This is a genomic window from Terriglobus sp. YAF25 (assembly GCF_052113305.1).
Classification (GTDB): domain Bacteria; phylum Acidobacteriota; class Terriglobia; order Terriglobales; family Acidobacteriaceae; genus Terriglobus.
Window position 1 is genome coordinate 1 of the sequence record NZ_JBFRCY010000234.1, and the last position, 6489, is coordinate 6489.

Annotated in this window: 8 protein-coding genes; 3 read left to right on the forward strand and 5 right to left on the reverse strand. The window is 56.0% G+C overall.

Going from position 1 to position 6489, the window contains the following annotated elements; all coding sequences use genetic code 11:
* The 4 genes from AB4043_RS11580 to AB4043_RS11595 form a co-directional block, all read right to left on the reverse strand.
* A partial coding sequence (locus AB4043_RS11580; RefSeq protein WP_442307103.1) for a nucleoside-diphosphate sugar epimerase/dehydratase occupies positions 1-667 on the reverse strand: 667 nt, incomplete at its 3' end.
* 236 nt (positions 668-903) lie between these two features.
* Complete coding sequence (locus tag AB4043_RS11585) at positions 904-1818, reverse strand: ABC transporter ATP-binding protein (protein WP_442301285.1); 915 nt, start codon at positions 1816-1818, stop codon at positions 904-906.
* Positions 1815-2408: a molybdenum cofactor guanylyltransferase gene (locus AB4043_RS11590; protein WP_442301284.1), complete on the reverse strand. Its 594-nt coding sequence runs from the start codon at positions 2406-2408 to the stop codon at positions 1815-1817. The genes AB4043_RS11585 and AB4043_RS11590 overlap by 4 nt, the downstream gene beginning before the upstream one ends.
* Before the next feature lie 3 nt (positions 2409-2411).
* The gene (locus AB4043_RS11595; protein ID WP_442307104.1) at positions 2412-3785 is read right to left on the reverse strand and encodes a dipeptidase; all 1374 of its coding nucleotides are present in this window, start codon (positions 3783-3785) and stop codon (positions 2412-2414) included.
* 144 nt (positions 3786-3929) lie between these two features.
* Here AB4043_RS11595 and AB4043_RS11600 point away from each other — a divergent pair, with 144 nt between their 5' ends.
* The 3 genes from AB4043_RS11600 (at position 3930) to AB4043_RS11610 (ending at position 5954) form a co-directional block, all read left to right on the forward strand.
* Positions 3930-4715: an ABC transporter ATP-binding protein gene (locus AB4043_RS11600; RefSeq protein WP_442307105.1), complete on the forward strand. Its 786-nt coding sequence runs from the start codon at positions 3930-3932 to the stop codon at positions 4713-4715.
* Between the two features lies 1 nt (position 4716).
* Positions 4717-5463: an ABC transporter permease gene (locus tag AB4043_RS11605; protein WP_442301281.1), complete on the forward strand. Its 747-nt coding sequence runs from the start codon at positions 4717-4719 to the stop codon at positions 5461-5463.
* 113 nt (positions 5464-5576) lie between these two features.
* The gene (locus AB4043_RS11610; protein ID WP_442307106.1) at positions 5577-5954 is read left to right on the forward strand and encodes a TetR/AcrR family transcriptional regulator; all 378 of its coding nucleotides are present in this window, start codon (positions 5577-5579) and stop codon (positions 5952-5954) included.
* 121 nt (positions 5955-6075) lie between these two features.
* Here the strand turns inward: AB4043_RS11610 and AB4043_RS11615 are convergent, their stop codons facing one another.
* Complete coding sequence (locus AB4043_RS11615) at positions 6076-6399, reverse strand: rhodanese-like domain-containing protein (protein WP_442301279.1); 324 nt, start codon at positions 6397-6399, stop codon at positions 6076-6078.
* Between the last annotated feature and the right edge of the window lie 90 nt (positions 6400-6489).

The following is a 6489-nucleotide window of genomic DNA, read 5'->3' on the forward strand; positions in this document are numbered from 1 at the left end:
GGTTCGAATTCAGCGCATCCTGCGGTGTCAACGAGACAAAGCCTTTGAAACGGAATCCGAAATGTTGCAGCGTCTCCAGGTGGTTACGTAGTGCCTGGGCCACACGGCCTGTTCCGATAATGAGAATGTTGCGGACCTCAAGCCCCTCGCGAAAACGCGAATACACCATCCTGCGCCACGCCGCACGGCGAATGGAAAGCGCTACCTGGGTAAAGGCTACGGTCAAAAGCACCACAACCCGCGAGATGCTCTCGCCGTGCGTCAGGTACAGGAATCCGCAAAACAGAAGCCCGGCTGTCAGCACAGACTCGAATGTCACTCGCTGTTCATGCAGACCGCTATGATGCTGGATCGGAGCATACAGCCCGTGAAGCCGCGAAAAGAAGACCACGCAAAATGCGAATGAGAACAGGTACCAGAGAAACTGCTGCTGCATCGCCTGGACCAACATCTCGCGATAGAGAGTGGTGCTGGGAATGCCGGTTCCCTGGAATCGCATCCGGAATGCGATCACGCCGCACAAAACAGCGGTCAAACAATCAACAGATGCCCACATCAGCGCAGGCGCGGAACTACTCAGCACAGCGCCCCGGCCGGTCCGGCGCGCAGCAGAACGCCCGCGCTTACCAGCCACTACCGCCTGTTGCAGATATTCAGGTGCTGCCATCGAAAACTCGCCTAATCCCTGGCTAAACAAAAAGTTTTGTGAGCCTTCAGTGCATCGATACCATCTGCACAATATCGCCCTATGAAGGTGAAGTGACTACTACATCTGGATCTTGGTCCGTTGTTGACAGAATAACCTTGCGGCATCTCTGAGAACAACCCCTAAGATGCTTCCACGTACCATTACTAAGTCCAGTTTTCTCCGTTAGATAACACAAATCAGCGACGGAAGTTGCCTTAGACGGGCAAAACTAGTTCGTCGAGCGCCAGGAACTCCCGCAGGACTGGATCGTTGGTTCGCTCCATCTCCTCAATCGTTCCAAAGAACTGCGCTTTTCCTTCGTGCAGGAATACCACGCGATCTGCCAGTTTTTTGGCAAACCTCATGTCGTGTGTCACAACGATACTGGTTAAGTGAAGTTGACGCTTTAGGCGTTCGATCAGGTTGCCCAACAGTTGTCCCATCAATGGGTCCACCATGGTTGTGGGCTCATCATACAAAATTGCCTCCGGCTGCGATGCCAATGCCCGGGCAATCGCCACGGATCGCTTCATCCCGGTAGACAGGTCCGACGGAAGAAGGTCTTCCATCCCTGCTACTCCAACCATCTCAAGCAATCCTTTGACCACTTGGCTGATCTGTTCTTCTCCAAGATCACCGCGCTCACGTAACGGAAAGGCAACATTCTCGCCCACGGTAATCGAATCAAACAGAGCCCCATTCTGAAAGACCATCGTGACCTTACGCCGGATCCCCTGCATCTCGCGCTCCGTGAACCCACAGATGTCCTCCCCGGCCACGCGTACCATGCCGGAGTCAGGCTTCAGAAATCCCATCAAAATCTGCAGGGAAACCGACTTCCCGACGCCACTTCGGCCAAGAATACAAAGGGTCTCGCCTGGCAGCACGCAGAAGCTGACCTGCTGCAGAACATGAGCATCTCCAAATGACTTTGAGACCTTCTCAAATGAGATATAGGGCAAGGGCTTGCCCGGAACAACAGCCGATTCCTTTGCCGCCTCGTTCTGCTCAGCGGCTTCCGTCATGAACTCTTCCACGACATCGGCCACTTCCCGGGACACATCCGCCGTCAAAGGCGAGTCTTCTCCAGGAATCTGCTCAGGTACGGCTGGTTCCCTTTCATGCATCATCTCTCCGCCTCCCACGAGATGTCGAAGCCTAGCCGGAGAAGGTCAGAAAGTTCCTGAGGAGTATTCAAATTGCGAAACTGCCCGGAAAATTCTTCCCCAGCTTCGACCCACTGCACCGGCGACACAAGCGCAGCCATCACCTTGTATTGTGCCATCTCGAGCGCACGCCGCAACTCAGGCAGCACGCTTCGACGATATGCCGCAACTAACGGCTGTGGGCGTTCCACGGTCCTGGTCACGATCGCTATTGCATTGGACGTGACCGTCATCTGAGCCAGGTTACGCATCCATGCCTCCGGGACCAGCGGCATATCCACCGGAAGAAACAACATCCACTCCGCTTCGGATGCTTCGAGAGCCGTCACGATGCCACCCACCGGGCCACATGAATACGGATCCTTCAATACGATAGAGCGCCGTTCTTCCGGATCGACATGTTCCCCGGAGGTGTACAGCAGGGTTGTACATGCCGCCAGCTTATCCAACGCGAGAGCATGCAGCGTTCTGCCATTGATTCGAAGTAGGGCCTTGTCGCGCCCCATCCGCGTGCTGCGGCCGCCGGCCAGCACACATCCTGCAAGCCCTTCCACGCGCTATGCTCCGCAGCTCTCCAGAAACAGAATGATGGAATCGATTCCTCGATAGAAGTTCGCGATATGGAACTTCTCATTTGGCGCATGCAGATTGTCATCTGGCAGACCGAAGCCCATCAGGATCACCGGCACCTTCAAGTAGCGTTCGAACTCCCCGACAATCGGAATCGAACCGCCGCCGCGAATAAAGACAGTGTCCTTCTTCCAGATCTCGTGCATCGCATTGACGGCTTTCTGCACGAAGGGATTCTCCGTACCGATCACCACCGGCTCCCCCGAGTGGATCAGGCGCGTCTCCACCGTTACGCCTCTGGGAGCAATCTTCTGGACATAAGCGGCGTACTTCTCATACGCGCCGGCCGACGTCATATTCGGCACGAGCCGCATACTGACCTTGGCCAAGGCCTTGGCCGGAATGACGGTCTTCGCTCCGGCTCCTGTAAATCCTCCCGGCATTCCGTGCACATCTAACGTCGGTCTGGCTGAGACGCGTTCAATGACGGAATACCCTTTCTCCCCGATCAACGCCGGAGACCCTACCTCGGTCTGACGGTAATGTTCTTCGTCAAACGGAAGACGCTTCCATGCGGCGAGCTCATCCTCTGTAGGCGGCTGGATATCGTCATAAAAGCCGGGAATGCGAATATGGTCATCGGCATCCTTCAAGCCGGCAATGATCTGCGCCAGCRCCACAAATGGATTCGGCGCCGCGCCGCCATAGATTCCCGAATGCAGGTCTGTTTTGGCTCCGCGGACTTCGATCTCGGTATAGATCATGCCGCGCAGGCCAACGCAGAGAGTGGGCAGTTCCGGCTCGAACATTTCGGTGTCGCACACCAGGGCCACATCCGCCTTCAACGCCTCAGGATGCTGCTGTACGTACTCGGCAATTCCCTCGCCTCCGACCTCTTCTTCCCCTTCGCAGAGAACCCTTACATTCACCGGCAGCTTGCCGCTGTACTCCTGGAAGAGAGCCTCCAGGGCCTTTACCTGCATCCAGAGCTGTCCTTTGTCATCCACGGCTCCGCGCGCATAGAGGTTGCCATTACGCTCTACCGGTTCAAAGGGAGGCGATAGCCACTCATCCAGAGGATCTGGCGGCTGAACATCATAGTGCCCATAGCACAGGACTGTGGGTTTTCCTGGAGCTCCCAGCCAGTCACCGTAGACCAGCGGATGGCCCGAGGTCTCAATCAGACGCACATTCTCCAACCCGATGCGCTTCAACTCCTCTGCAAGAAATGCGGCGGCCTTGCGTACATCCCCGGCATGGTCCGGCAAGGTAGAGATGGAAGGAATGCGCAGGAACTCCTTGAGTTCCGCCAATGCTTTCCCTTGGTTTTTCGCTGCAAACTCTAACGCTTTCTTCGACATACGCGTGACCGTCCTGATTCTTCCCGATCCTGGGGGCTCACTTGGGGTCTTCCCGAAAGGTCAATCATATACACGGCCGAAGGTTGGCGTTGACATAAGTGAACTAAACCGTTCAGTATTACAAAATCGAAGGGAGTGACCTGCATGATCAGTGTCCGTAACCTCGTCCGGCGATTTGGAGATTTCACTGCAGTCAAAGAGATCTCCTTCGATGTCGCTCAGGGCGAGATTTTTGCCTTCCTTGGCCCGAATGGGGCAGGTAAATCCACCACCATCAAAATGCTGACTACGCTGCTGCGGCCAACCAGCGGCTCCATTCAGCTCGACGGCATGGACCCCAATGTCCATCAGAAGGAAGCTCGACAGCGCTTTGGCATCGTTTTCCAGRACCCCAGCCTCGACCAGGAGCAGACCGCCTGGGAAAACATGGAGCTCCACGGCATCCTTTACCACGTGCCTCGCAAGGTACGGGCAACGCGCATTGAGTTTCTGCTGAAGACCTTTGAACTCTGGGACCGTAAGGACTCACTGGTTAAGACCTTTTCCGGCGGCATGAAGCGGCGGCTTGAGATCGCACGCGGACTGCTGCATACGCCAAAGATTCTCTTCCTGGATGAACCCACACTCGGCCTTGACCCACAGAGCCGCAACCAGCTCTGGACACACGTGAAGGCGTTGAACGAAACCGAAAAGACAACTGTCTTCCTGACGACACACTACATGGACGAGGCCGAAAAAATAGCCCATCGCATCGCCATCATGGATCACGGCGCCATCATCGCGCAGGGCACCTCGGCTGAACTGAAACAGCAGACATCCACGGACTCACTTGAAGCCGCATTCCTCGCGCTGACGGGCTCGTCTCTGCGTGACGAAAGCGCCGATGCAAAAGCAGGGCTGCGCCAGATGGCGCAGATGTGGAGGCGATAGCATGGGAGCAATCTACATTCTCTGGCTACGCGAACTGAAGCGGTATGTCCGCTCCCGGGTACAGATTGCCGCTTCGCTGGCGCAACCATGTCTGTACCTGTTCGCGTTCGGCTTTGGTTTTGGCGCTGTTTTCCGGCAGGCAGGCCACGGCAGTTACCTGCAATTCATGGCTCCGGGCGTCGTCGCCATGACAGTGCTTTTCTCTGCAGTCTTTTCAGGAATCGCCATGTTGTGGGACCGGCAGTTTGGCTTCCTGAAAGAGACGCTCGTGGCTCCTGTCTCACGGCTACAGATCATGATCGGCCGCACGCTTGGAGGTGCGACCGTGGCGATCATTCAGGGCACCATCGTTCTTGGCGTCTGCCTTCTGGCCGGCTTCCGCCCGCAAAGCTGGCTGGCACTGCCAGGTGCATTTCTCTTCCTCTTTCTCATCGCCCTGGTCTTTGCCGCGCTGGGCACAGCGCTCGGCTCGGCGATCAAAGATATGCAGGGGTTCCAGATCGTAATGAACTTTCTAGTCATGCCTATCTACTTTCTGTCGGGAGCATTGTTTCCACTCGACAATCAGAAGATCGGCATGAGGATAGCCAATCAGATCGATCCCTTGTCATACGGAGTGGACGGGCTGAGAGGAACGCTCACCAATGTGTGGCACTTCACGCCATCGACGAATCTCACGGTTCTGACGGTGGTCGCGGGGGCCTTCCTGTTACTGGGCGCCTACTTGTTTTCTAAGATCGAGGTCTAAAGCAATTCTCCTAATGCTGCAGCTCTGGACAAATCTGCAAATGCCGTTTTCTTCGAAGGAAAACGGCGCAAACAGCCAACTCTCCGCTTTACACCTTTAGGAGAATTGCTCAAGTGGCGCGCACACGAAGTCAAGTAGCTCACCAAAAGGTCATCGAGGCCGCAATCGCGCTCTTTGCCGAGCGCGGCCTCGATGCCACCAGCATGGACACCATCGCCGAGGTCTCCGGCGTCAGCAAAGCAACCATCTACAAGCACTGGTCGAACAAAGATGCGCTCTGCCTGGAAGCCCTGAGCTATCTCGTTGGGAACGATATCAGGGTTCCTGTGCCGGATACCGGCGATCTGCGCGCTGACCTCATTGCACGCCTGAGCTATCAACCCGCTCCGGATCGCGCCTATCTGCGCGAGCGCATTATGCCCCATGTCCTTGCTTATGCTTCCAGGAACCTGGAATTCGGGAACGCCCTGTATGCGGTCCCCAAACGCTAAGACGTCTTCTAGAGCGTTTTCCCTGTTGCTGGGTATCGGGAAGGGGCGTGCATCGGCGTTTTCATTGCGGAAAACGCCCATAGATGCGGAAGCGTTACACTACACCTACAGGAAAAATGCTCTAATACCGCGGGATAGCAGGATCAACTTCGCGCGACCATGCGTCGATTCCGCCCGCAATCGACTGCACGCTCTCGAATCCCTCACGGCGAAGCCAGGCTGTTACTGAAAGCGAGCGTGCTCCGTGATGGCAAAGCACCACGATATGCGCGTCCGGGTCCAGTTCCTGGTGCGCGCGAGCCTTTACTTCGCCCATCGGCATCAAGACCGCACCTTCGATGCTGGCAAGCTGTACTTCAAGCGGCTCACGCACGTCTACCAGAACAGGAGCTGCCGACTGCTGTTTTAACCTGGCGTACTCGCTGACGGAAATCTCCCAGTCCATACCAAAAGGATACCCTGCGCGTGCATTTCCTGCTGTGCCGCACCTGCAATAGTGAACATTTTGCATCTAAACGCTCGTACACTTTTAGCT